The sequence below is a fragment of the Microbacterium oryzae genome, assembly GCF_009735645.1.
GTDB classification, from domain to species: domain Bacteria; phylum Actinomycetota; class Actinomycetes; order Actinomycetales; family Microbacteriaceae; genus Microbacterium; species Microbacterium oryzae.
This window is the reverse complement of record NZ_CP032550.1, coordinates 105,116-127,678: the sequence shown is the minus strand read 5'-3', so window position 1 is coordinate 127,678 and position 22,563 is coordinate 105,116. Positions and strand designations below refer to the sequence as shown.

The following is a 22,563-nucleotide window of genomic DNA, read 5'->3' as shown; positions in this document are numbered from 1 at the left end:
TCCGGGGAGGCCGACGCGCTCGTGGTCGTGCGGCCGCTACTTCTTCTTCGCGGCCCGGCGCTGCTCGCGGTTCATCGGCGAGGCGTCCGCCGGATCCCGGTCGTCGCCGTCCGCCTGGCCCGCCCGCTCCGCCGACGTCTTCTGCACCTGCCCGCGCTCGTTGCGCACCTCGATGTCGCCGTCCTCGCTGGGCGCGGAGTACTCCAGCCGCTGCTCGGCCCGCACTTCGCCGAGGCCCTTGGCCTCCACCTGGGGCTCGGCCTGCTCGGCGCCCTCGGGCTTGCGCACCTCGACCTCGAGGTTGAAGAGGTAGCCGACGGCCTCCTCCTTGATCTGGCCCATCATGGCCTGGAACATCGAGTAGCCCTCCCGCTGGTACTCGATGAGCGGGTCGCGCTGCGCCATGGCGCGCAGGCCGATGCCGTCCTTCAGGTAGTCCATCTCGTAGAGGTGGTCGCGCCAGCGGCGGTCGAGCACCTGCAGCACCACGCGGCGCTCGAGCTCGCGCACCGCCTTCTCGCCCAGCTGCTCCTCGCGCTGCGCATAGGCGATCTTCGCGTCGCTCAGCAGCTCGCGCTTGAGCCCCTCGGCGGTGATGCCGCCCTTGCGTGCGGCCGCCTCGGCCACGACCTCGTCGATCGTCACACCGACCGGGTAGAGCGTCTTCAGCTCCGTCCAGAGCGCGTCGAAGTCCCAGCTCTCGTTGTGCCCGCCCGAGGTGTGGTCGTCCACGATCGCCGTGATCGCGTCCTCGATGAAGTGCTCGACGCGGTCCTTGATGTCGTCGCCGTGCAGGATGGTGCGACGGTCGGCGTAGATCGCCTCGCGCTGGCGATTGAGGACGTCGTCGTACTTCAGGACGTTCTTGCGCGCCTCCGCGTTGCGCGACTCGACGGCGGCCTGCGCGTTCTTGATGAGACGGGAGACGAGCTTCGACTCGATCGCCACGTCATCCGGGAAGTCGGTGCGCGACAGCAGCGCGTCGGCGGGACCGGACTGGAAGCGCCGCATGAGGTCGTCGGTGAGGCTGAGGTAGAAGCGGCTCTCGCCGGGGTCGCCCTGACGGCCTGCGCGGCCGCGGAGCTGGTTGTCGATGCGGCGCGACTCGTGCCGCTCGGTGCCGAGGACGTACAGACCGCCCGCGTCGCGGACCTTCGCCGCCTGCTCCTCGACGCGCGCCTTGACCGCGTCGAAGACCGCGGGCCACTCCGCCTCGTACTCGTCCGGCGTCTCCTCGGGTGAGAGGCCCTTCGCCTTCATCTCCTGCACGGCGATGAACTCCGCGTTGCCGCCGAGCATGATGTCGGTGCCTCGACCGGCCATGTTCGTGGCGACGGTGACGGCGCCGAGCTCGCCGGCGCGCGCGACGACCTCCGCCTCGCGGGCGTGGTTCTTCGCGTTGAGGACCTCGTGCTTGATGCCCTTCTTCGACAGCAGGCGCGACAGGTACTCGCTCTTCTCCACGCTCACCGTGCCGACGAGAACCGGCTGCCCGCCGGCGTGCCGCTCGGCGATGTCCTCGACGACCTGGGCGAACTTGCCCTGCTCGTTCTTGTAGACGAGATCGGTCTCGTCCTTGCGGACCATCGGCCGGTTGGTCGGGATGGGGATGACGCCGAGGTCGTAGGTCGACATGAACTCGGCCGCCTCGGTCTCGGCGGTTCCCGTCATGCCGGCGAGCTTGCCGTAGAGGCGGAAGTAGTTCTGCAGCGTGACCGTGGCGAGGGTCTGGTTCTCCGCCTTGACGGGCACGCCCTCCTTGGCCTCGATCGCCTGGTGCATGCCCTCGTTGTACCGGCGTCCGACGAGGATGCGGCCGGTGTGCTCGTCGACGATCATGACCTCGTCGTTCATGACGACGTAGTCCGTGTCGCGCTTGAACAGGGCGTTCGCCTTGATCGAGTTGTTGAGGAACGAGATGAGCGGGGTGTTCGCGGACTCGTAGAGGTTGTCGATGCCGAGGTAGTCCTCGACCTTCTCGATGCCGGCCTCGAGCACGCCGACCGTGCGCTTCTTGATGTCGACCTCGTAGTCGACGCCCTCCTCCAGGGTGCGCGCGATCTTCGCGAACTCGGCGAACCAGCGGTTCGCCTCACCGGAGGACGGGCCGGAGATGATGAGCGGCGTGCGGGCCTCGTCGATGAGGATGGAGTCGACCTCGTCGACGACGGCGAAGAAGTGGCCCCGCTGCACGAGGTCCTCCTTGCGCCAGGCCATGTTGTCGCGCAGGTAGTCGAACCCGAACTCGTTGTTGGTGCCGTACGTGATGTCCGCCGCGTACTGCTCGCGGCGCACCGCCGGGGTCTGGCCGGACACGATGATGCCGGTGGTCATGCCGAGCGCGCGGAAGACGCGGCCCATGAGCTCCGCCTGGTACGACGCGAGGTAGTCGTTGACCGTGACGACGTGGACGCCCTTGCCCGCGATCGCGTTCAGGTACGAGGGGAACGTCGCCACCAGGGTCTTGCCCTCACCGGTGCGCATCTCGGCGATGTTGCCGAGGTGGAGCGCGGTCCCGCCCATCAGCTGCACGTCGTACGCGCGCATGCCGAGCGTCCGCTTGGCGGCCTCGCGCACCGCGGCGAACGCCTCGGGCAGCAGCTGATCGAGCGTCTCGCCCTTCTCGTGCCGCGCGCGCAGCTCCGCGGTCTCGCTGCGCAGCTCCTCGTCGGTCAGCTTCGCGTAGTCCTCCTCGAGGGCGTTGACGGCCGTGACCGCCCGCTGCAGCTGCCGTCGGACGCGTCCTTCACCGGCACGGAGCAGCTTCTCGAACGGATTTGCCACGTAACACTCCTCGATCGTGTGCCGCATCCCGGACGGATGGGCGAGTCGCCGTCGGACGGCGACGGGCATACCTGCCCATGTTATCCGCCCGTGACAATGCCCGGCCAGCGCACTCTCAGCCGGCGGCGCCCGGGCGCGTCCACACGGAGACGGCTCCGCCCTCGAGGACGAATCGGACGGCGGTGCCCTCGGGGATGCCGCCCAGCTGCTGCGAGGAGAAGCCCCAGCCGCGGCCGCCCTCGCTCTCGCTCACGACGACGAGGTCGGTGGTGGGAGGGAAGCCGTCGACGTAGCCGCAGAACGAGGGACCTCCGCTCTCCGCCTGGTCGTCCAGGGTCAGCATGAGGCAGCTCACCTCGCCCCCTCGCAGCCCGAACGCCGCACCGTCGGGCAGGACGACCGACCACGGGCGCACCTCGCCGATCAGCTCGTACGCGATCGTCTCGCCCTCGCTCACCCCCCAGGTGTCGAGCGGCAGCTCGACCTCGGGAGGCGTCGGGTCGGGCCGCAGCACGAGCGACGGGCGCTCCCCCGGGAGGGCGGCGATGCCGAGCCCGACGACGACGCCCAGCACGAGACCGGCCGCCGCCGACGCCGCAGCCATCCGGACGACCGGGCGGGTCCACCACGGCGCTGCCGCCGGCGCGGCCGACGCGGCGTCGCCGCCGTCCTGCCCCGCGCCGCCCTGCCCCGCGTCGCCCTGCCCGGCGTCGTCCTGAGCTGCATCGTCCTCCGCCGGCGACGCGATCGGCTCCCCCTCACGCTCCGATCCGGCGTGGCCGCGCGCATGCGCCTCGAGCTCACGGAGCCGGATCGCGAGTGCGGGATCGAGGTCCGCGTCGGGTCCGTACGCACGGCGCCGCAGCTCATCCAGCTCGCTCGCGCCGTCGCCCATGCTGAGACTCTACGGCGCAGTCGCCCCTTCTCCGGCTGCCGGGGCGCCGACGCACATCGCCCGGCGTTACACTCTGCACAGGAGTCGCCCGCCCGATGACGCAGTCCCTCCGGACAGACCGTCGGTCGGCGAAGCCGCTTCTTCCGTTCCGACGGCTTCGCCGTATGCAGATCCGAGGTGATTGATGACGCTTCTGGGCACCCCCTCCGGTGGCTCCGCCGACTCCGCTGGCCCCGACGGCCCCGGCGTCCCGACCCGCATCCACGACGGGATCCCGCATCTCGTCGAGGACGCGACCCCGGATGAGGCCCAGACGGCCGATCTCCTCGCCCTCGCCGACATCCTCGAGGGCGCCGGCCTCCAGCCGATCCTCGTGCGTCGCACCAGCGGCCGTCCCGCCCTCGCGGTCGACGCGGCCGAGAAGCCGCGCGCCCTCGCGGCGCTGGCCGCCGACTCCGGGCCGTGGGCGGCGGCGCAGAAGAGCGGCGGTGTGGCCGTCCCGCTCGCGTCGGGAGTCGACAGCGCGTTCCGGAAGGGCGTCGCGGTGCTGTTCCGGCCGCGCGTCGTGCGCTCCGGCACCCTGAGCTACGGCGCCGAGCACGGCGTGCGCGTGGAGTTCTGGCGGTGGGAGGACAGCACCGTTCACGCACCGCGACCGAACGCCCTCACCCGGCACCGGATGGCCGTCGACGATCTCGTCGCCACGAGCGTCGAGCGCCATGGGCGCACGTGGCGCACCTTCGAGGGCATGTTCGATGCCGGTCCGCAGGACATCGACTTCGAGATCGACATGGTCTTCTCGTGGGTGGACGGATCCTCCAACGAGTTCCAGCGCGAGCGCGCGAAGCGCATGAACGCGTACGTCGTCGGCGAGGGCGACGCGCACGCCGCGCGCTACCGCCAGCTCGACGAGCTGCGGTACGCGCTGCGGAGCGTGCACATGTTCGCGCCCTGGGTGCGGCGCATCTTCATCGCCACCGACAGCCCCGCCCCGCAGTGGCTGGCCGAGCACCCGCGCGTGACGGTGGTGCGCAGCGAGGAGTTCTTCGCCGACCCTGCCGTGCTGCCGACGCACAATTCGCACGCCGTCGAGGCGCAGCTCCACCGCATCCCCGGCATCGCCGAGCACTTCCTCTACTCCAACGACGACATGTTCTTCGGCCGTCCGGTCTCCCCCGGCATGTTCTTCACACCCGGCGGCGTGACGAAGTTCGTCGAGAGCGGCGTGCGCATCGGCGTCGGGCCGGCGCGGCCCAGCCGCTCCGGGCACGACAACGCCGCGCGCGTCAACCGCGACCTGCTGCGCGAGCGCTTCGGCCGCGTCATCCTGCGCGACCTCCAGCACTGCGCGACCCCGCACAGCCGCGACGTGATGTTCGAGCTGGAGCGCGAGTTCCCCGAGGAGTTCGCGCGGACGGCGGCCGCCCGGTTCCGCAGCGCGAGCGACATCTCGGTCACGAACTCGCTCTACCACTACTACGCAGCCTTCACGGGGCGCGCCCTGGCGACGACCGAGCCGCGCACCGCGTACATCCAGACCACCCAGCGCGACGCGCCGGCGCGGATGGGCCGGCTCCTCGCGGGGCGCGACGTCGACATGTTCTGCCTCAACGACGGCAGCGAGCCGCAGATCCCCGAGGATCTGCGCGAGCAGGTCGTGCGCGAGACGCTGGATGCCTACTTCCCGGTCGCGGCTCCCTGGGAGCGCGACTGACGGCGCCCCTCGGGGATGACGACGCCGGCCTCCGCGAGCCGACGGGCCGTCTCCTCCGCTGAGATCGCCTCGAGCGCCGGCGCGTCGGAGAACGGCACCACGGAGTGCACGATCGTCTCCTCGTGCACGTGCACGAGGCTGTACGCCTGCGCGCCCTCGCGCGGGCGCATGCCCCCGTCGACCACGCGCGGGTCCTGGGTGTAGCAGGACGACGACGCGACCGAGACCGGGATCCCGGCGAACGTCGCGGACGTGGACAGGTGCAGGTGTCCGGCGAGGATGGCCCGCACGTCCGTTCCCCGCAGCACGTCGGCGAGCGCGCGCTGATCGCGCAGCTCGACGATGGCCGCGAGATCGAAGACGCAGGGGATGGGCGGATGGTGCATGGCGAGGATGGTCCCGCGCGGAGCGGGGATGGACAGCTCCAGCGACAGCCACTCGCGCTGGGCGGCCGAGACCTCGCCGTGGTGGGCTCCGGGGACGGTGGTGTCGAGCACGATCAGCCGCAGGCCGTCGAGGTCGTGCACGGCGTCCACCGGGCCCTCCCCCGGCTCCCCCAGCAGCTCGCGGCGGAACGGCGCGCGCTGGTCGTGGTTGCCCATCACCCAGACGACACGCGCGCCCATCCGCTCGGCGACCGGCTCCACCTCCTCGCGCAGCCGCGCGTACACCTGCGACTCGCCCCGGTCCGCGAGGTCGCCCGTGAACACCAGCGCATCGGGGCGCGCGCCCGAGCCCTCCAGCTCCGCGAGGATGCGGCGGAGGTGGCGCGCGGCGTCCAGACCGTAGCTCCCGCCATCCGAGCGCAGATGCAGATCGCTCGCATGCACGAGCAGATGGCTCGATCGCGCGTACTCGGACTCCCGCGACGTCATCGGCGTTCCGGCCATGGAGGCGATGCTACCCACGCTCCGGAGAGGCAGGGGTCGGATCCGGCAGCGGAGCGACGATTGCCCGGCGACCGCCCCGCCTGCCGCCCGCGGGCCCGAGGTGTCGGTACGCTCGGCGAGGAGACACAGAGACGGCAGATGCGGCGATCCGGCGCCGTGACGAGGAGGTGCGGATGTCGGTGCGGCACGGTCTGCTCGCGATCCTCGACCAGGGTCCGTGCTACGGCTATCAGCTGCGCACCGAGTTCGCCCGCCGCACCGGAGGCATCCGCCGCCTGAACGTCGGCCAGATCTACAACACCCTCGAGCGCCTCGAGCGCGACGGGCTCGTCGTGCGCGGGGCGGCCGACGAGGCCGGGCACGTCTACTGGGAGATCACGGAGGCCGGGCGCGCGGAGATGCGCGGGTGGCTCCTGGCGCCCACCGATCCCTCGGAGCGCGACGCGCTCGCCGTGAAGCTGGCCCTGGCCGCCACGCTGCCCGGGCTCGACGCCGCCGCCGTGGTGCGCGTGGAGCAGGATGCCGTCGCGTCGCGGCTGGCGGCGCTGCGGGAGGCCGCGTACCCGGGCGAGGACGGCCCGGAGGAGATCGTCTGGTCCCTCATCGCCGACGCCGAGCGCTTCGCCGCGGAGGCCGACGCGCGCTGGCTCGCACACGCCGGGCAGCGTCTCGCCGCGCACCCCGAGGAGGCGCTCGCGATCGAGCTCTCCTCCGACCATCCCAAACGGGGGCGCCCCGCCCGCGCCGCCGCCGCCGGCTGAGACCGACCGGACCGCATGCCGTGCACCTAGGATCGGAGGCATGGCAGGTTTGTGGGGACGACGCCGGCGGGAAGAGCGCGAGCAGCAGGAGGCCGCGGACGCGGATCTCGCCCGACGCGCGCGCACGGCGCTGGTGACCGCGGACGAGCGCATCCGCGCGACCGGCGACGAGCTCGCCTTCGCCGCCGCCGAGCTCGGCGAGGCTCCGACGGAGGACCTCCGCGTCGGGCTGGCCGCGGTCAAGGAGCACATGTCGGAGGCGTTCCACCTCCACCAGCTCAACCACGACGAGATCCCCGATACGGCGGAGGAGCTGCGCACGCGCAACGCGCGCATCATCCAGCTCTGCGACTGGGCGGAGGACGTGCTCGACGAGCGCACCGACGCGCTGCAGGCGCGCATCGCCCGGGTGCGCCAGGCGCCGCAGATCCTCGAGCAGGTGCGCGCCGAGTCCGAGCGCCTCCGCGAGCGGCTGCCGCAGGCCCGCGCCACGGTCGAGCGGCTCGCGCGGCTCTACAGCGCCGAGGCGCTCCAGCGCGTGCGCGTGACGGCCGATCAGGCCGAGCAGCTGCTGGACTTCGCCCTGCACTCCGCCGATGTCTCCCAGCGCCGCCGCGAGGCGCGGCGCAGCGAGGAGGCGAACCTCGCCCTCGAGACCGCGACCGAGGCCGTCCGGCGCGCCGCGTCCATCCTCGACGGCGTCGACGACTTCGAGATCGAGGCGATGCGCGCGCAGTCGACGCTGGCCGAGGTCGTCGCCGACTCGCGCGGCGATCTCGTCGTCGCCCGGCAGGGGCCGCAGAATCCGGAGGTCGCCCGCGCGATCGCCGACCTCGAGGCGGCCCTCGCCGCGCTCCCCGGCCCCGGGACGCCGTCCGACCCGTTCGCCGACCTCGCCTCGCTCTCCGCGGCCAACGCCGCGCTCGACGAGGCCGTCGCGAAGGCGCGCGAGCGCGCCGCCCACCCGGTGCCATCCGTCGCCCACGTCCGACACGACATGGACGCGGCGGACCACGCGATCGCCGTCGCGGGCAGCCTCATCAACGGGCACCGCGGCTGGATCGGCGCCGACGCGCGCACCCGGTACGCGGAGGCGCAGCGGGTGCGGCTCGACGCGGAGCCCCTCGTGACCGCGGAGGACACCCGAGAGCGCGCGCAGCAGCTCGCGCGCCGCGCGGCTCAGCTCGCGCAGGAGGCGCTGCAGCTCGCGCAGCGCGACATCGACTCCTCCCGCCCCGACGACGACGACTGGGGCTCATGGGGCGGCGGGCCGCGCGGCCGGTCGGTCTCGATCGGCGGCGGCGGATTCGGCGGCGGCCTCCTGGGCCCGGTTCTCGGCGGCGTGCTCCTCGGCGGCCTCGTCGGCGACATCTTCGAGTGAGCGCAGCCTCTCGCTGACAGACGGATGGCCCGGGTCCTCGAGGACCCGGGCCATCCGTCTGTCAGTCCGTCAGGACGCCATGGCGTCCTCGACGGGCGGAGCCTGCGTGGTGAGCGCGATCACGCCGTAGTCCCAGCCGCGGCGCCGGTAGACGACGCTCGGGTGATCGGTGCGCGCGTTGATGAAGAGGAAGAAGTCGTGCCCGACCAGCTCCATCCGATCCACGGCCTCCTCGACGGTCATCCACTCCGGGTCGAACGTCTTGCTCCGGATGACCACCGGCGAGTAGACGTCCTCCTCCTCATCCTCCGTCGCGACGGGGATGGTGCCGGTCGCGACCGCCTGGAGGGTCTCGACGGCGGCGGGCTCGACATCGAGGCCCTCGAGCGCGCCGGTCTCCTTCGCGAAGCGCGCGTTCCGCGGGTGCATGCGCCCGCTGACCTTCTTGTCCTTCGCGCGACGCAGCTGCTCGGCGAGCCGCTCGAGCGCGATGTCGAGCGCGGCGAACTTGTCCGCGTCATGGGCCTCGGCCCGCACGATGGGGCCGTTGCAGAACATGGTCAGCTCGACGCTGTCCTCCTCGATCCGCCCCCCGCGGTGCGCTTCATGCGTGACCTTCACCTCGAGACGCTGAGCACGGGGCGCGAACGTGGCTATCCGCTCGATCTTCTCCTCGACCACGGTGCGGAATCGATCCGAGACGCTGACCCCCACGCCGACGATGTTCGTGTCCATCTCTGCCTCCCTATCCGGTCCGGCCGGTGCGAGCGGCGGACCCTCGGTCGCCTTGGTGTCCCCCACCGTAGCCGCGCCCGCGCCGAGTGTCACGAACTATCTCCCGGCGATTCGGATGGCGGCGTCCGCGCGGGGAGAGCCCGCGGCGTGGCGGCCAGCGTGACCGCGCCGACCACCTGGGCGCCGGCGGCAGCCAGCGCCCGGCGGGCCTCACGCAGGGTCGCGCCGGTCGTCACGATGTCGTCCACGACGATCACCGCGCGCCCCGCCGGGTCGCCCCTCACCGTCATCGCACCCCGCAGATTGCGCTCGCGATCGGCGATCCCGAGCGCGCGCTGGTCGTCGGTCGCCCGCGCCCACCGCAGGGCGCGCAGCGGTGCGACTCCGGCGTGATGCAGCAGCAGCTCGATCGGGCGGTAGCCGCGACGTCGTGAGCCGGCGGCCGACGGCGGGATCGGCACCGCCTCGAGGAGCAGCCCGCGCTCCAGGGCGCTCGCCACGAGCGCCGCGCGCATCGCCGGTGCGAAGGCGCGGGCGAGGTCGGTGCGGCCGCGCTGCTTGAAGGCGCGGAGCGCCGCCGCTACGGGCCCCTCGAACGCCAGAGCGCTGACGACCTCGAGCCCGTCGTCCAGGCGCCGTCGGCGGAGGTCCGGATGCAGGACCGCCCGGCAGGCGCCGCACAGTGTCTCCCCCGGCCGCCCGCACGCCGCGCAGGCGACGGGAAGGAGCAGCGCCGCCGCCTCGCGGAGTGCGGCGGACACGGCAGGTGCTGTCATGCCGACCACTCTGGCGCGCCCGCCTCCCCGGAGACGGCCTGTGGAGGCGCGAGGACGCGCCACGCCGCGCGTCAGCGCCCTGTGCAGGCGGCGATCGGAGCGCGCCTACTCCGGCTGCCCCAGCTGGGTGGCGAGCACCCGCACGTCGCTCGCGGACTGCGTGGGGATGGTCCCGCGCAGGGTGAGCAGGGCGCCGTCGTCGGTCAGCAGCCGCACCGGCGATTCCTGGTCGCCGGCGCCGATCGTCACCACGGCGAGCGGCGCCGCGACGCTGCGCGCGGGCGCGCCGATGGGCTGCTGGATGACCTGCGCGCTGTCGCTTCCGCCGGCGGCGATGCCCACCGTGATGTCGTCGATCCAGGCGAGGTCGATCCCGGCCATCCGCAGCTGCGCGATGCGCCGCGGCGGGCCGACCGACAGCGGCGTGCCATCCGGGTCGCGCTCGATGGCCGCGACGACGACCCACTGCTGCTCGCCGATCGTGACGATCGCCGCGATCCGCGATCCGTCGCGCGAGACCTCGGCCGCTTTCACCCGCGACACGTCCGCCCACTCGCCGGCCATGCGGCGCGCGGTGAGGTCCGGGCTCCACGCGGTCAGCGTGCGCGGATCGTCCGGCCGCACCGTCCAGATGAACCCGTAGGCGTCGAGCGACGGCGCCGCCACCCGACCGCCGGTGTCGATCGCGGACGGCCGATCGTCGGCCGTGACGCGCATCGCTCCCCCGTCGGCGAGGCCGATCGCGGCCACCTGCCGGTCCGCCGACACCGCGATGGAGGCGATGTCCTCGGGGAAGTCCGCGAGGACATCCGACATGCCGCCGACCGAGGTGATCTCCCCGCCGGCGAGATACCCGAAGCCGTCGTCGGTGAGCACCAGCGGGCGCGGATCCACGCGGGTGGAGGCCACCGACACACCCGCCGACGTCGCGTCGCTCGCCTCCCCGTCGACGGTGAGGGCGATGCGGCGCACGTCGGTCGAGGCGAGGCTCTGCTCCAGCTGCGCGGTCATGCGGCCGAGCGTCTCGACGTCCGCCCCGGCCCCGCCGGTCAGCTCGATCTGCGCGACGTTGTCGGCGTCCACCGGCACCGTGCCGCGCGAGAGCTGCAGGCTCCCGCCGAACGCGGTCTGCACGCCGCGCGCGAGCCACTCGCTGGGCGCGCCGTCCACGAGCTCCTGCACGATGCGCGTGCGCGCGTTCTGGCGGGTGAGAAACCAGCGGCGGTCGGGCACGAGGTGCGTCCACGTCGCGTCGAAGTAGTACAGGTCGTGTGCGCTGTAGAGCTCCGAGAAGAACTGCCCGTCCAGCACGATCCCATCCGGTGCCGTGACGATGCGCCACTCGCCCTCGTCGTCCTTCGCGAGCTCGAACGCCAGCGAGGTCGTGCCGTCGCTCGCGACGCGGTAGCGGCCGTCGCCATCGAGGACCGCCTCCCCCTGCACGTCGGCGGTGACCGTCGCGACCCCGCCGGATGCGGCGATCTCGGTGATCTCGCGGTCGTCGGTCGCGTCGATCGTCACGCTCTCCGCCGGCTGCCAGGTCTCGGCGATCTCATCGGCGAGGTAGTGGCGCGCGGTCTCCCAGTTCTGCTCCGGCGAGATCGAGGCGCGGAGGAACCCGTCGACGATGTCCTCCGGGGAGTCGCCGGGGCGCGGCTCCTCGGCGTCGTAGCTGCCGCCGGTCACCTCGTCGACGACGTCGCCCGGCGCGTTGCCGACCGACACCGGACCGCTCTGCGGCAGCCCTGAGCAGCCGGCGAGGACGAGCCCCAGGGCGAGGACGGCTGCGGCGAGCGCGCGGCGCGAGACGGTCATGCGAGGTCCTCTCCGGTGCGGATGGGCTCGGTCACGCCGAGCTCCTCCACGGCGCCGCCGTTCGGCTCGACCGGGATCGGCGAGCGGGTGACGCTCTGACCCGGCACGCGGGGAACGGTGAGCACGAAGTGCGATCCGCGCCCGGGCTCCGACCACAGCTCGAGCGCGCCGCCGTGAAGCTTGGCGTCGCCGAGCGCGATGGCGAGACCGAGGCCCGTCCCGCCCAGGGTGCGCTTGCGCGAGGGGTCGGCGCGCCAGAACCGGTCGAACACCCGCGCGGCCTGCTCGGGCGACATGCCCAGGCCGTAGTCGCGCACGCCGACGGCGACGGCGTGCGCGTCGCTGTCGATCGTGATGACGATGGGGCGCCCCTCGCCGTGCTCGATCGCGTTGCCGATGAGGTTCCGCAGCACGCGCCGCACGCGGCGCGGGTCGACGTCGACGGGCGAGTACCCGCCCGGCGCCACCACGCGCAGCTCGCTCCCGTGCCGGCCGGCGACGTCGCGCATGGAGTCCGCCACATCCTCCGCGAGCTGTGCGAGGTTGGTGGGCTCGAGCTCGAGCTGCACGGATCCGGCGTCGTAGCGGCTGATCTCGAGCAGGTCGGTCAGCAGCTGCTCGAAGCGGGCGACCTGGGTGTGCAGCAGCTCGGCCGCACGCGCGGTGGACTCGTCGAACTCCGATCGGCGGTCGTTCAGCATCTCGGAGGCGAGGCGGATCGTCGTGAGCGGCGTGCGGAGCTCGTGCGAGACATCCGAGACGAACCGCTGCTGCACCTGCGACAGCTCGGCGAGCTCGGTGATCTGGGCCTCGATGCTGTCGGCCATGGCGTTGAACGAGCGGCCCAGCGCCGCCAGCTCGTCCTTCCCCCGCACGGGCAGCCGCACCTCGAAGTCGCCCGCGGCGAATCGCTCGCTCGTCCGGCTCGCCTCGAGAATGGGCTGCGCGACCGTGCGCAGCACGAACCACGAGATGGCGGCGACGAGCACGACGAGCACGATCCCGGTGACCCAGAGGATCCCCTGCACGAAGCGCAGCGTGCGGTCGGCCTCCTCCAGGCTGTAGGCGAGGTAGACCTCGTATGCCCCGGCGTTCTGCACCTCCAGCTGCTGGCCGACGACGATGCCCGGCACCGCATCGCCGGAGTCGTCGATCTGCAGCCCCACCGACTGCCACCACTGGCTGCCGTCGTCCGACGACCGCACGCGCTCGCGGAGCCCCTCGCTGAGGATGGCGTCATCGCCCTCTTCGAGCAGGAAGCTGAAGTCCGGCGGCGCGATCGCGGATGCCTCGTCGTCCACGCGGAAGTACGCGTAGTACGAGGTGGCCGCCTGCGTGGTGAGCTCCCGCCGCGCGTCGAAGAGCACCTGCTGCAGGGCGGCGCCGTCGGTGGCGACCTCGGCGGTGTCGATGACGTCCTGAGCGGCGATCACGGCGCGCTGCGCCTGGCCGAGCACCTCGTCGCGACTCGTCGAGAAGAGGTTGTTGTGGATGGCCAGGGCCGTGAACACGCAGGTCACGGCGATCGCGAGGGCGGTCGCCGCGACGGTGATGAAGGTGGTGCGGAAGCGCAGCGAGGTGATCCACTGCGCCCGGATGGCCGGGAGCCAGGTGGCGGGCCGCCTCAGTGTGATCCGCGCGGGCCGTGCGGCCTGGGACATGGGCGGATCAGACCGCCGCACCGGCGCGGTAGCCGACGCCCCGCACCGTCATGACGATCTTCGGATTGTCGGGATCGATCTCGATCTTGGCGCGCAGCCGCTGCACGTGGACGTTCACCAGGCGCGTGTCGGCCTTGTAGTGGTAGCCCCACACCTGCTCGAGGAGCGCCTCGCGGGAGAAGACCTGCTGGGGCTTGGATGCGAGGGCGACGAGGAGCTCGAACTCGAGCGGCGTGAGCGAGATCGGCGTCTGCCCGCGACGCACCTCGTGCGCGGCGACGTCGATGGTGAGATCGCCCACCCGGAGCACGTCGTCCGATGCCTCGAGCGCCGGGCGCAGCCGCGTCCGGATGCGCGCGACGAGCTCCTTGGGGTTGAAGGGCTTGACGATGTAGTCGTCGGCGCCGGCCTCCAGCCCCGCGACCACGTCCGACGTGTCCGAGCGCGCGGTGAGCATGATGATCGGCACCCCCGACTCGGCGCGGATGTCGGAGCAGATCTCGATGCCGTCCTTGCCCGGCAGCATGAGGTCGAGCAGGACGAGGTCGGGGCGCTCCTGACGCCAGCTGTCGAGGGCCAGGGCTCCGTCCGCGCAGAAGGCGGTCTCGAAACCCTCCGTGCGCAGCACGATGCCGATCATCTCGGCGAGGGCCGTGTCGTCGTCGACCACGAGGATGCGGGCGCTCATGAGGGGTGGGTCCTTTGCTCCGGGTGCGCGCCGGCGCGCGTCGGGCGCGCGGGCGAGGCGTGGGAATCAGCCTAGACGACCCCTGTCGGAGAATGGCCGCGACACGGGGCGAGCGGGGCAGGTATGACACGATGTGGGGAGACGGCGGCATCCGTCCGCTCGCCGGTCGGGAGGGAATCGACGTGACCGCAGAACCGTCGTGGACGCCAGCGCCGCGCGGCGGCCTCATCCCCCTGCAGCCGCTGGGATTCGGCACCGTGCTCGGGCGCTCGTTCGCCGCCCTGCGCGGCAACCCGCGCGTGCTCCTCGGCTTCGCCATGGTCGTGCAGATGGTGTCGTCGATCATCGGCGTGGTCGTCATCGGCGCGGTGGCCTTCGCCGCGATGTCTCGGCTCGACACCGTCGCGGAGATGTCGGAGGACTTCGACCTCATCGCGGCGGGCGCGACCCTCGTCACCGTGCTCGCCACCATCGCCGTCGCGCTCGTGCTCGGCGTGCTCGGCGTGATCGTGCAGGCCGTCGTCGTGGGCGAGGTGGCGCACGCGTCCCTCGGCGAGCGCGCGACGCTCGGCACGCTCTGGCGCCGTGTGCGCCCCGTCCTCTGGCGCCTCGTCGGGTACTACCTGCTCATCACCGCTGCCGTCGCCGTCGTGGTCGCCGCCCTCGTGGGGCTCGTCGTCGCGCTCGCCGCGCTCGAGACCTGGCTGGCCGTGGTCTTCGGCATCGTCGCGTTCCTCGGCGGCCTCGTGCTGTACGCCTGGCTCGCCACCAAGCTCTTCGTCGTGCCGAGCGCGATCATCCTCGAGCGGATCGGGATCGGCCGCGGCATCCAGCGCTCCTGGCAGCTCACCCGCGGCCGGTTCTGGCCCACGTTCGGCATCATCGTCCTCATCGCGACGATCATGAACGTCGCCTCCTCGGTGGTGGGCCTGCCCTTCTCCTTCCTCGGCACCGCGGTCTCCAGCGTCTTCGTCCCCACCGGAGCGCCGGAGGCGTCGGCCGTCATCGCGTTCGCCCTGACGATCGCGGCCAGTCAGATCGTCACGCTCGTCGTCGCCTCCGTCACCGTCGTCGTCCAGGCCACCTCCTCCGCGCTCGTCTACATCGACGCGCGCATGCGCCAGGAGGGTCTCGATCTGCGCATGCAGGCGTATGTGGAGCGACGCGACAGCGGCCAGGCGCCGCTTCCCGATCCGTACGCCTACGACCCCGACGCCGTCGCTCCCCTGCGGGACCCCGCGCCCTGGGCTCCCCCGGCGTACGGGCAGCCCCCGGCATACGGGCAGCAGATCCCGCCGTACGGCCAGCCCCCCGCCTACGGGCAGCAGATCCCGCCGTACGGCCAGCCCCCCGCCTACGGGCAGCAGGTCCCGCCCTACGGCCAGCCCCCGGCATACGGGCAGCGGATCCCGCCGCACGGCGAACCCGGCGAGAGCGCGCCCGACGCGGGCGCGTCCCCGTCGTGATCGTCGCCGTGAGCGCGGCGCTCGCGCTGCTGCCCGACGGCGACGAGGCGCGTGACTGGGCGGAGGAGGAGCTCTCCGACCCGGTCTACCGCGTGGCCGAGCCCACGCTGCTCGACCGCATCGCCGGCGCCATCGGCGACCTCATCGCGCGCATCCTCGACCCGCAGGCCGGCAGCGAGTGGAGCCCGCTCCTCGCGATCATCGTGACGACGGTCGTCGCCGCCCTCGTCGTCTGCGCGTTCTTCATCTGGGGCCGTCCGCGCTCCGCGCATCGGATCGCCGAGCGCTCGGCACCGCTGTTCGGGGAGTCCGACGCGCGCTCGGCGGCGGCCCTGCGGGCATCGGCGGCGCAGCTCGCCGCGGCGGGCGATTGGGGCGGGGCCGCCATCGACCGATTCCGCGCCCTGGCCAGGAGCCTCGACGAGCGCGGCCTGGTCGCCCTCTCCCCCGGCACGACCGCGCGGGGCGTGGCGACCATGGCCGCGCGGCCCTTCCCCGCGCACGCCGACGAGCTCGCCGTCGCCGCCGACGCGTTCGACGATGTGCGCTATCTGCACCGCGCGGCCTCATCGGCGGCATACGAGCGGATGGCGCGGCTGGACGATGCGCTCGCCGCCGCCCGCCCCCTGGCCCTCGCGGCTGCCGCCGCGGCGATGCCGTGAGCGGCACCGTGAGCGGCACCGTGAGCGGGCAGCAGAGCGCGACGGCCGCTCCGACCGCGCGTCGTCGACGGCTCGCGGCATGGTCCGCCCTGGTCGTCGCGTTCATCGTGGGCGGCCTCGTGCTGGTCCTGGTGAGCCCCGACGAGTGGTCGGAGCGCCCGCTCCTCGATGCCGCCTCCCCCGCTCCCGACGGCGCCCGAGCGATCGTGCGGCTGCTGGAGGATCGCGCGGGCGTCGAGGTCGTCGTCGCGACGGGCATCGACGAGGCCATCGCCGACGTCGACGCCGGCGGCACCCTGGCGCTCGGGGCGACCGCTCCGCTCGCCGACGCGGATCTCCGTCGTCTCGTCGACGCCGCGGACGGCGTCCTGCTGCTGTCCCCTGCCGCTCGCGACCTGCGCCTCCTCTTCGACGACGCGGCGTTCCGCGGGCGCGGCGACGGCGGCGAGGTCGCCCCCTCCTGCTCCCTTCCGGTCGCGAGCCGCGCGGGGGCGATCGTGCCCGGCGCCGCGTACGCGCCCGGCGACGCGACCGGCTGCTATCCCGTGGCGGAGGGCGCATGGGCGCTCCTCACCTCGCCCGCCGGCGACCGCGTCGCCGTCGACGGCACGGCTCTCCTCGCCAACGAGCACCTCGACCGCGCGGGGAACGCCGCGCTCGCTCTGGCGCTCCTCGGCGGCGGGGAGCGCGTCGTCTGGTACCTGCCGACGGACGCCGACGCCGCCACTGAGCCGAAGACCCTCGGCGAGCTCACGCCGGCCTGGGTGACGCCCGCCATCGTGCTCGCCGCTCTCGGCGTCGTGGCCGCTGGCCTCTGGCGCGGCCGTCGGTTCGGCCCGCTCGTCGCGGAGGACCTGCCCGTCACCGTCCGCGCGGGCGAGACGATGGAGGGACGCGCACGGCTCTACGCCCGCGCGGCCGACTCCCGCCACGCCGCGCACCTCCTCCGCCGGGGCGCGGAGCGTCGGATGGCGCGCCGTCTGGGCCTGCCGCGCACGGCCGCGAGCGAGCAGATCGCCGACGCCGCGGCGGCCCGGCTGGGCGCCGAGCCGACGGCCATCCGCGCCCTTCTCCTCGCCGAGCCGCAGCGCGACCGCGAGCTCGTCGCGTGGGGCGAGCGCCTCCGCCATCTCGAGGCGGCCGTCGACGCGGCCGTCCGCACCGAAAGGACGCCATCGTGACCGACACGCCCTCCCTCGACATGCCCGCTCCCGAGAGCGCCGCCCTGCGGGAGGCCGTCGAACGCGTCCGCACGGAGGTCGCGAAGGCCGTCGTGGGGCAGGACGGAGCGGTCAGCGGGCTGCTCGTGGCCCTGCTGGCGCGCGGTCACGTGCTCCTCGAGGGGGTCCCCGGCGTCGCGAAGACCCTCCTCGTGCGCTCCTTCAGCCGCGCTCTCGGCCTCGACACCAAGCGCGTGCAGTTCACTCCCGATCTGATGCCCGGTGACGTCTCCGGCTCGCTCGTCTACGATGCGCGGTCGGGCGAGTTCGAGTTCCGCGAGGGCCCGGTCTTCACGCACGTGCTGCTCGCCGACGAGATCAACCGCACCCCGCCGAAGACGCAGGCCGCGCTGCTCGAGGCGATGGAGGAGCGGCAGGTGTCGGCCGACGGCGTGACGCGCCCGCTGCCCTCGCCCTTCCTCGTGGCCGCCACGCAGAATCCGATCGAGCACGAGGGCACGTACACGCTCCCCGAGGCGCAGCTCGACCGCTTCCTCATGAAGCTCGTCGTCGAGGTGCCGCCGCGCGAGGCGGAGGTGGCGGTGCTGCGGCGTCACGCGGACGGGTTCTCGCCGCGCGCGCTGGAGGGCGTCGCCGCGGCCCTCACCGCCGCCCACATCGAGGCCGCGCAGCGCGCGGCCGACGCGGTCGCCGTGGACGACGATGTGCTCGCGTACATCGTCGACCTGGCCCGCGCCACGCGTCAGAGCCCCTCCGTGCAGCTGGGTGCGAGCCCGCGCGCGGCCACCGCGCTGCTGGCGGCGGCGAAGGCGTGGGCGTGGCTCGGCGGCTACCCGGCCGTCACGCCCGACCACGTCCAGGCCATGATCGTCCCCGTCTGGCGGCACCGGATCCGGCTCGCCGCCGACGCCGAGATCGAGGGCGTCTCCGCGCAGGCCGTGCTCACGGCGGTGCTGCAGCAGACGCCCGTGCCCCTCTGATCGGCCGGCGGATGCACGTCACCGGCCGGCTCGCGGCTCTGGCCGCCTTCGGGATCGTCCCCGTGGTGCTCCTCGGCGCCGCGGGCGCCGATCCGTGGCTCGTGCTGGCCGCCTGGGTGGCGGTGTGCGCGGCGGCGGTCGCCCTCGACGTCGCGGCGGCAGCCGACCCCCGCGCGCTGCATGTGGAGCGGGACATCCCGCCGCGGGTGCGCCTGGGCGAGCCGGCGGTCGCGGTCGTGCGTCTCGTCAACACCGGCGGCCGACGCCTGCGCGGAGCGGTGCGAGACGGATGGCAGCCGACCGCCGGCGCCGAGCCCGTCCGTGTGCCGGTGGATGTGCCGCCGGGCGAGGCGCGCTCGCTGCGCGTCCGCCTCGCCCCGCGGCGGCGCGGCGAGCTCCGCACCGCGTTCGTGGCGGTGCGGAGCACGGGCCCCCTCGGGCTCGCGGGGCGCCAGCGCGTGCTCGACGCGCCGGGGGCTATCCGCGTGCTTCCGCCGTTCCGCAGCCGGCGCCACCTCCCCAGTCGCGTCGCACGGCTGCGGGAGCTCGATGGGAGCACGAGCGTGCAGGTGCGGGGGCAGGGCACGGAGTTCGATTCCCTCCGCCCCTATGTCCGCGGCGACGACGTGCGCTCGATCGACTGGCGAGCCACCGCGCGGGCGGGCTCGACGATGCTGCGCACGTGGCGCCCCGAGCGCGATCGCCACATCGTCGTCGTCGTCGACACCGGGCGGACGGCCGCCGCACGCGTGGGCGACGGCACCCGCCTCGACGCCGCCGTCGAGGCGGCGCTCCTCCTCGCAGCGCTCGCGCAGCGCGCAGGCGATCACGTGCACCTCGTGGCGTTCGACCGGCGCGTGCGCGCGCGGGTGAGCGGCGCGGAGGGGCCGGCGATGCTCCCCGCTCTCGTCGATGCGCTCGCGCCGGTGGATGCGCAGCTCATCGACACCGACTGGGATGCCGCGCTCGCGCAGGCGCGGCGGCTCGCTCCGCACCCGTCGCTCCTCGTGCTGCTCACCGCCCAGGAGTCGCCGGACGCCGCGCGCGGGTTCCTCGGCGCACTGCCCGGCGCCGCGCACCGCGGGACGACCGTCCTCGTCGCGTCGGCGACCGACGCCACGCCGACCGAGGCGGCCCGCGGCCACGGCACATCGGATGCGCTGTACCGCGCGGCGGCGGCGGAGGCCGCGCTGGCCGCCGCGGACCAGGTCGCGAGGGCCGTCGAGCGGGCAGGCGCCCAGGCGGTGACCGCGCCGCCCGACGACCTGCCGCCGCGCCTGGCCGACCGGTACCTCGAGCTCAAGCGCACGGGCCGCCTGTGAGACGAGAGCCGGCCCCGGGGATCCCCCGGGGCCGGCTCTCGTGCGGGCGGGTCAGCCCTTGAGGTCGAAGCGGTCGAGCTCCGTGACCTTCGTCCACGCCTTCACGAAGTCGTGCACGAACTTGGTCGTCGCATCGTCGGAGGCGTAGACCTCGGCGACCGCGCGCAGCTCCGAGTTCGAGCCGAACACGAGGTCGACGCGGGTGCCGCGGCCGAAGACCTCGCCGGTCTCGTCGTCGGTGCCCTCGAAGGCGTGCTTGCCCGGGTCCAGCGGGCGCCACGTCTTGCCGAGATCGAGCAGGTTCACGAAGAAGTCGTTGGTGAGCACGCCGGGGCGGTCGGTGAACACGCCGTATGACGAGCCGTCCCAGTTCGCGCCCAGCACGCGCAGGCCGCCGACGAGCACCGTCATCTCCGGGGCGCTCAGCGTGAGCAGGTGCGCCTTGTCGATGAGGAGGTACTCGGCGGGGAGCGTCGCGTCGGGGCCCGCGTAGTTGCGGAAGCCGTCGGCGATGGGCTCCAGGTAGCCGAACGAGTCGGCGTCGGTCTGCTCCTGCGTGGCGTCGGTGCGCCCCGGACGGAACGGCACGCGCACCTCGACGCCGGCGTCGGCCGCCGCCTTCTCGACCGCCGCGTTGCCCGCGAGCACGAGCAGATCGGCGAGCGACACGCGCTTGGCGCCCTGCTGCTCGGCGTCGAACGCGGCCTTGATCTCCTCGAGCGCGGTCAGCACGGTGGCGAGCTGAGCGGGGTTGTTGACCGCCCAGTCCTTCTGCGGAGCGAGGCGGATGCGTGCGCCGTTCACGCCGCCGCGCTTGTCGCCGCCGCGGAAGGTCGACGCCGCCGCCCACGTGGTCGAGACGAGCTGCGACACGGTGAGCCCGGAGGCGAGGATCCGCTCCTTCAGCGTCACGGCGTCGGCCGCGTCGATGAGCTCGTGGTCCACGGCGGGCAGCGGGTCCTGCCAGATGAGGTCCTCAGCGGGCACCTCGGGGCCGAGGTACCGGGCCTTGGGTCCCATGTCGCGGTGCGTGAGCTTGAACCAGGCCCGGGCGAAGGCATCCGCGAACGCGTCCTGGTCCTCGGCGAAGCGGCGGGCGTGCTTGGCGAAGCCCGGGTCCTCGCGCAGCGCGATGTCGGTGGTGAGCATGCGCGGCTCGCGACGGCCATCCGAGTGCGCGAGCGGCACGAGATCGCTGCCGCCGCCGTTCTTCGGGCGCCACTGCTTCGCGCCGGCGGGGCTCTCCATGAGCTCCCACTCGTAGCCGAACAGGATGTGGAAGAACTCGTTGTCCCACCGGGTCGGGTGGTAGGTCCACGTCACCTCGAGGCCGGACGTGATGGTGTCATCGCCCTTGCCCGAGCCATGCGCGCTCTTCCAGCCCAGCCCCTGCTCCTCGATCGAGGCGCCCTCGGGGTCGGCGCCGACATGGGTGTCGGAAGCCGCGCCGTGCGTCTTGCCGAAGGTGTGCCCGCCCGCGATGAGGGCGACCGTCTCGTCGTCCTCCATGCCCATCCGGCGGAAGGTGGTGCGGATGTCCGCGGCCGAGCCGAGCGGGTCCGGCACGCCCTCGGGACCCTCGGGGTTCACGTAGATGAGGCCCATGTGCGTGGCCGCGAGCGGCTTGTCGAGCTCGCGCTGGCCGCTGAAGCGCTTGTCGCTCCCCAGCCAGATCTTCTCGCCGCCCCAGTACACGTCGTCCTCCGGCTCCCACACGTCGGCGCGGCCGCCGCCGAAGCCGAAGGTCTTGAAGCCCATCGTCTCGAGCGCGACATTGCCGGCGAGGATCATGAGGTCGGCCCACGAGAGGCTGCGGCCGTACTTCTTCTTGACGGGCCAGAGCAGGCGGCGCGCCTTGTCGAGGTTGGCGTTGTCGGGCCAGCTGTTGAGGGGCGCGAAGCGCTGCTGCCCCGCCCCGCTGCCGCCGCGGCCGTCGAGGGCGCGGTAGGTGCCGGCGCTGTGCCAGGCCATGCGCACGACGAGCGGGCCGTAGTGCCCGAAGTCGGCGGGCCACCACGACTGGGACGTCGTGAGCGTCTCGGCGATGTCGGCCTTCACGGCCGCGAGGTCGAGGGTCTCGAACGCCGCGGCGTAGTCGAAGTCCTCGTCGGCGTACGGGTCGGCGACGGCGGGGTTCTTCGCGAGGAGCTTGAGGTTCAGGCGCTCCGGCCACCACTCGCGGTTCGGGTCGCCCTGCGTGGGGTGGACGAGGTCGCCGCGGGGCTCGCCCGCGGGGAGGTCGGCGGCGGGCAGGCGCGTGGTGTCGTCCGCGGCGCCGTCGTGGATGACGGGGCAGCCGGTGAGGGTGTCGCTGCTCATGGAGTCCTTTCGATCGGGTGGGGGGAGGTCGCGGAGGCGCAGTCGGGGCACAGGCCCCAGAACGTCACCTCGGCGGAGTGGATGACGAAGCCGGTGTCGTGCCCGGGGTGCAGGCACGGGGCCGCCCCCTGCACGCAGTCCACGTCGTCGACGCGGCCGCATGACGTGCACACGGCGTGGTGGTGGTTGTCCCCCACGCGCAGCTCGAAGCGCCCGGGCTGGCCGCTCGGCTCGATGCGCCGGGCGAGCCCCGCGTCGACGAAGTCGCCGAGCACGTTGTAGACCGCCTGCAGGCTGGTGCCCGGCACGGTGTCGCGCACGCGCTCGAACACCTCGTCGGCGCGCGCGTGCGGGGCACCGGAGAGGGCGCCGTACACCGCGCGTCGCGGCGCGGTCACGCGCAGGCCGGCGCCGCGGAGGGCCGACTCGGCGTCGGGGCGAGGGGGGATCATGGCATCATCCTAGGGCTGTTTTTGAATGGTTCAAAACAAGACGCGCGCCCGGCGTGTCCGCCGGAAGCACCCCTCCGCTCT

At 73.3% G+C, this 22,563-nt stretch carries 18 protein-coding genes; 8 read left to right on the top strand and 10 right to left on the bottom strand.

The window, feature by feature from the left end:
* Positions 1-36: 36 nt before the first annotated feature.
* Positions 37-2,784, bottom strand: coding sequence for a preprotein translocase subunit SecA (gene secA / locus D7D94_RS00545; protein WP_156240738.1), 2,748 nt, complete (start codon positions 2,782-2,784; stop codon positions 37-39).
* 115 nt (positions 2,785-2,899) lie between these two features.
* Positions 2,900-3,679, bottom strand: coding sequence for a hypothetical protein (locus D7D94_RS00540; protein ID WP_156240737.1), 780 nt, complete (start codon positions 3,677-3,679; stop codon positions 2,900-2,902).
* A 184-nt stretch (positions 3,680-3,863) separates the two neighbouring features.
* On the opposite strand from D7D94_RS00540, the gene D7D94_RS00535 reads away from it, so the two are divergent.
* Entirely contained in the window at positions 3,864-5,393 is a 1,530-nt protein-coding gene (locus D7D94_RS00535) for a stealth family protein (RefSeq protein WP_156240736.1), read from the top strand.
* Here D7D94_RS00535 and D7D94_RS00530 read toward each other — a convergent pair.
* A complete protein-coding gene (locus D7D94_RS00530; protein WP_281349299.1) occupies positions 5,357-6,283 on the bottom strand; it encodes a phosphodiesterase in 927 nt (308 codons plus the stop codon). The two genes, D7D94_RS00535 and D7D94_RS00530, sit on opposite strands and share 37 nt — an antisense overlap.
* Before the next feature lie 173 nt (positions 6,284-6,456).
* Here D7D94_RS00530 and D7D94_RS00525 point away from each other — a divergent pair, with 173 nt between their 5' ends.
* Together D7D94_RS00525 and D7D94_RS00520 are read left to right on the top strand one after the other, a co-directional pair.
* The gene (locus tag D7D94_RS00525) at positions 6,457-7,044 is read left to right on the top strand and encodes a PadR family transcriptional regulator (protein ID WP_156240735.1); all 588 of its coding nucleotides are present in this window, start codon (positions 6,457-6,459) and stop codon (positions 7,042-7,044) included.
* 40 nt (positions 7,045-7,084) lie between these two features.
* Positions 7,085-8,425, top strand: coding sequence for a coiled-coil domain-containing protein (locus D7D94_RS00520; RefSeq protein ID WP_156240734.1), 1,341 nt, complete (start codon positions 7,085-7,087; stop codon positions 8,423-8,425).
* 69 nt (positions 8,426-8,494) lie between these two features.
* Here the strand turns inward: D7D94_RS00520 and hpf are convergent, their stop codons facing one another.
* From hpf to mtrA, 5 genes are all read right to left on the bottom strand, one after another.
* Positions 8,495-9,160, bottom strand: a complete 666-nt coding sequence (gene hpf / locus D7D94_RS00515) for a ribosome hibernation-promoting factor, HPF/YfiA family (protein ID WP_156240733.1) — start codon at positions 9,158-9,160, stop codon at positions 8,495-8,497.
* Positions 9,161-9,249: 89 nt separating this feature from the next.
* Complete coding sequence (locus tag D7D94_RS00510; protein ID WP_156240732.1) at positions 9,250-9,936, bottom strand: ComF family protein; 687 nt, start codon at positions 9,934-9,936, stop codon at positions 9,250-9,252.
* A 105-nt stretch (positions 9,937-10,041) separates the two neighbouring features.
* Positions 10,042-11,751, bottom strand: coding sequence for an LpqB family beta-propeller domain-containing protein (locus D7D94_RS00505; RefSeq protein WP_156240731.1), 1,710 nt, complete (start codon positions 11,749-11,751; stop codon positions 10,042-10,044).
* On the bottom strand, positions 11,748-13,412 hold the full coding sequence (gene mtrB, locus D7D94_RS00500; protein WP_156240730.1) for an MtrAB system histidine kinase MtrB: 1,665 nt from the start codon (positions 13,410-13,412) through the stop codon (positions 11,748-11,750). The genes D7D94_RS00505 and mtrB overlap by 4 nt, the downstream gene beginning before the upstream one ends.
* 7 nt (positions 13,413-13,419) lie before the next feature.
* Positions 13,420-14,100, bottom strand: a complete 681-nt coding sequence (gene mtrA / locus D7D94_RS00495) for an MtrAB system response regulator MtrA (protein ID WP_156240729.1) — start codon at positions 14,098-14,100, stop codon at positions 13,420-13,422.
* Between the two features lie 182 nt (positions 14,101-14,282).
* Here mtrA and D7D94_RS00490 point away from each other — a divergent pair, with 182 nt between their 5' ends.
* The 5 genes from D7D94_RS00490 to D7D94_RS00470 are packed head-to-tail and all read left to right on the top strand — an operon-like array spanning position 14,283 to position 19,711.
* A complete protein-coding gene (locus D7D94_RS00490; protein ID WP_173024210.1) occupies positions 14,283-15,566 on the top strand; it encodes a DUF7847 domain-containing protein in 1,284 nt (427 codons plus the stop codon).
* On the top strand, positions 15,563-16,228 hold the full coding sequence (locus D7D94_RS00485) for a DUF4129 domain-containing protein (protein WP_156240727.1): 666 nt from the start codon (positions 15,563-15,565) through the stop codon (positions 16,226-16,228). Before D7D94_RS00490 ends, D7D94_RS00485 begins: the two co-directional genes overlap by 4 nt.
* A complete protein-coding gene (locus tag D7D94_RS00480) occupies positions 16,225-17,409 on the top strand; it encodes a DUF4350 domain-containing protein (protein WP_246171822.1) in 1,185 nt (394 codons plus the stop codon). The genes D7D94_RS00485 and D7D94_RS00480 overlap by 4 nt, the downstream gene beginning before the upstream one ends.
* Positions 17,410-17,429: 20 nt before the next feature.
* A complete protein-coding gene (locus tag D7D94_RS00475; RefSeq protein ID WP_156243231.1) occupies positions 17,430-18,389 on the top strand; it encodes an AAA family ATPase in 960 nt (319 codons plus the stop codon).
* An 11-nt stretch (positions 18,390-18,400) separates the two neighbouring features.
* Positions 18,401-19,711, top strand: coding sequence for a DUF58 domain-containing protein (locus D7D94_RS00470; protein WP_156240726.1), 1,311 nt, complete (start codon positions 18,401-18,403; stop codon positions 19,709-19,711).
* A gap of 51 nt (positions 19,712-19,762) precedes the next feature.
* On the opposite strand, the gene katG is transcribed toward D7D94_RS00470, so the two are convergent.
* Both katG and D7D94_RS00460 read right to left on the bottom strand, forming a co-directional pair.
* A complete protein-coding gene (gene katG, locus D7D94_RS00465; protein WP_156240725.1) occupies positions 19,763-22,030 on the bottom strand; it encodes a catalase/peroxidase HPI in 2,268 nt (755 codons plus the stop codon).
* Entirely contained in the window at positions 22,027-22,482 is a 456-nt protein-coding gene (locus D7D94_RS00460) for a Fur family transcriptional regulator (protein WP_156240724.1), read from the bottom strand. The genes katG and D7D94_RS00460 overlap by 4 nt, the downstream gene beginning before the upstream one ends.
* Positions 22,483-22,563: the final 81 nt, after the last annotated feature.

Coding starts and splice junctions, on each gene's coding strand:
- katG (WP_156240725.1), bottom strand. CDS start 22,030: ATGAGCAGCGACACCCTCACCGGCTGCCCCGTCATCCACGACGGCGCC.
- D7D94_RS00470 (WP_156240726.1), top strand. CDS start 18,401: ATGCACGTCACCGGCCGGCTCGCGGCTCTGGCCGCCTTCGGGATCGTC.
- D7D94_RS00510 (WP_156240732.1), bottom strand. CDS start 9,936: ATGACAGCACCTGCCGTGTCCGCCGCACTCCGCGAGGCGGCGGCGCTG.
- D7D94_RS00540 (WP_156240737.1), bottom strand. CDS start 3,679: ATGGGCGACGGCGCGAGCGAGCTGGATGAGCTGCGGCGCCGTGCGTAC.
- mtrA (WP_156240729.1), bottom strand. CDS start 14,100: ATGAGCGCCCGCATCCTCGTGGTCGACGACGACACGGCCCTCGCCGAG.
- D7D94_RS00525 (WP_156240735.1), top strand. CDS start 6,457: ATGTCGGTGCGGCACGGTCTGCTCGCGATCCTCGACCAGGGTCCGTGC.
- D7D94_RS00505 (WP_156240731.1), bottom strand. CDS start 11,751: ATGACCGTCTCGCGCCGCGCGCTCGCCGCAGCCGTCCTCGCCCTGGGG.
- hpf (WP_156240733.1), bottom strand. CDS start 9,160: ATGGACACGAACATCGTCGGCGTGGGGGTCAGCGTCTCGGATCGATTC.
- D7D94_RS00460 (WP_156240724.1), bottom strand. CDS start 22,482: ATGATCCCCCCTCGCCCCGACGCCGAGTCGGCCCTCCGCGGCGCCGGC.
- mtrB (WP_156240730.1), bottom strand. CDS start 13,412: ATGTCCCAGGCCGCACGGCCCGCGCGGATCACACTGAGGCGGCCCGCC.
- D7D94_RS00520 (WP_156240734.1), top strand. CDS start 7,085: ATGGCAGGTTTGTGGGGACGACGCCGGCGGGAAGAGCGCGAGCAGCAG.
- D7D94_RS00535 (WP_156240736.1), top strand. CDS start 3,864: ATGACGCTTCTGGGCACCCCCTCCGGTGGCTCCGCCGACTCCGCTGGC.
- D7D94_RS00530 (WP_281349299.1), bottom strand. CDS start 6,283: ATGGCCGGAACGCCGATGACGTCGCGGGAGTCCGAGTACGCGCGATCG.
- D7D94_RS00475 (WP_156243231.1), top strand. CDS start 17,430: ATGCCCGCTCCCGAGAGCGCCGCCCTGCGGGAGGCCGTCGAACGCGTC.